The 1,761-nt window shown below is 55.0% G+C and carries 1 protein-coding gene; it reads left to right on the top strand.

What is annotated here, in order from left to right:
* The first annotated feature begins 231 nt into the window (after positions 1–231).
* On the top strand, positions 232–1,686 hold the full coding sequence (emmdR, locus tag DEO48_RS11705) for a multidrug efflux MATE transporter EmmdR (protein ID WP_128334200.1): 1,455 nt from the start codon (positions 232–234) through the stop codon (positions 1,684–1,686).
* Positions 1,687–1,761 lie beyond the last annotated feature (75 nt).

Genomic DNA, 1,761 nt, shown 5'->3' with positions numbered 1-1,761 from the left:
CTCTGACTGGACTCGAACCAGTGACATACGGATTAACAGTCCGCCGTTCTACCGACTGAACTACAGAGGAATCGTTGTGGAGGCTTATCTTAGCGGCGAAAAAAGTTTTGTCAAACCTGATCTTAGGGAAAATCGACTGATTGCTGATTCTGTCGTCAGTTTGTTGTAAATCCACACATCTTTTTCTGGAAAATACTTTGCAGGATTAGCATTTGTCCCCCATCATTTGAAATGGAGTTTCAACTTTTCTCGCTAAGGTCCATTTTGAACGTCACTGCCTCCTTACGCCAGGCGATAACTCGCACGCCATGGTATGCAAAACGTAAAAGCTATCGTGTCCTGTTCTGGCGTGAAATCACCCCTCTTGCCGTGCCTATCTTCCTGGAAAATACCTGCGTTCTGCTGATGGGGGTTTTGAGCACCTTCCTGGTGAGCTGGCTGGGAAAAGAGGCGATGGCTGGGGTTGGGCTAGCGGACAGCTTTAACATGGTGGTGATCTCGTTCTTTGCCGCCATAGACCTAGGGACGACGGTGGTGGTGGCCTTTAGCCTCGGCAAGCTTGATCCCAAACGTGCACGCGAGGCGGCCCGCCAGTCGCTGATGATCATGACCATTTTTTCGATCGTTCTGGCGGCGGTGATCCACTATTTCGGTAAAGAGATTATCGATTTTGTCGCCGGGGAGGCCACTAACGAGGTTAAAGACCTGGCGCTGACCTACCTGGAAATGACCGTCTTAAGCTATCCGGCGGCGGCTATTGCGCTGATTGGCAGCGGCGCGCTGCGCGGGGCGGGCAACACCAAAATTCCGCTGCTGATCAACGGCGGGATGAATATCCTGAATATTATTATCAGCAGCGTGCTGATCTATGGCGTGTTCTCGTGGGAGGGGCTGGGGTTCGTCGGTGCCGGACTGGGATTAACCATTTCACGCTATATCGGTGCGGCAGCCATCATCGGGGTACTGATGGCGGGGATTACCCCCTCGCTGCGTCTGACGCTAAAAAGCTATTTCCGCCCCTTTAATTTCGCCATTATCTGGGAAGTGATGGGGATCGGCATTCCCGCAAGCATTGAATCGGTGTTATTCAACGGCGGGAAGCTGCTCACGCAGATGTTTGTCGCCGGGATGGGCACCGACGTTATCGCCGGTAACTTTATAGCCTTCTCTATTGCCTCGCTGATTAACCTGCCGGGTAACGCGCTGGGTTCGGCATCGACCATTATTACGGGTAAGCGGCTCGGGAAAGGGCAGATAGGCCAGGCGGAGCGGCAGCTGCGGCACGTGTTCTGGCTGTCGACCATTGGGCTGACGCTGATCGCCTGGGGAACCGCGCCGTTTGCCGGGCTGATGGCCTCGTTCTATACCCACGAAGACGACGTTAAAGAGGTTGTTAAGATCCTCATCTGGCTCAACGCGGCCTTTATGCCCATCTGGGCGGCCTCATGGGTATTGCCCGCCGGGCTGAAAGGAGCGCGCGATGCCCGCTTTGCGATGTGGGTATCGATGCTCGGCATGTGGGGATGTCGCGTTGTCGCGGGGTATACGCTCGGGGTGATGCTCGGATGGGGGGTGGTCGGCGTCTGGCTGGGGATGTTCCTCGACTGGGCCGTGCGGGGCGCGCTGTTCTACTGGCGGATGGTCAGCGGGCGCTGGCTGTGGAAATATCCGCAAAAAAATGCCTGACAATTGCGCGAAGTGGAGAATAATTCGGCAAACGATCGGAAATGTGCATTCTGCCTTTGACATCATGGGGGAGCA

This window comes from Enterobacter sp. CGMCC 5087 (assembly GCF_003144775.1).
GTDB classification, from domain to species: Bacteria; Pseudomonadota; Gammaproteobacteria; order Enterobacterales; family Enterobacteriaceae; genus Enterobacter; species Enterobacter cloacae_M.
Note: the sequence above shows the minus strand (reverse complement) of the source record. Positions and strands in the feature narration are given on the sequence as shown.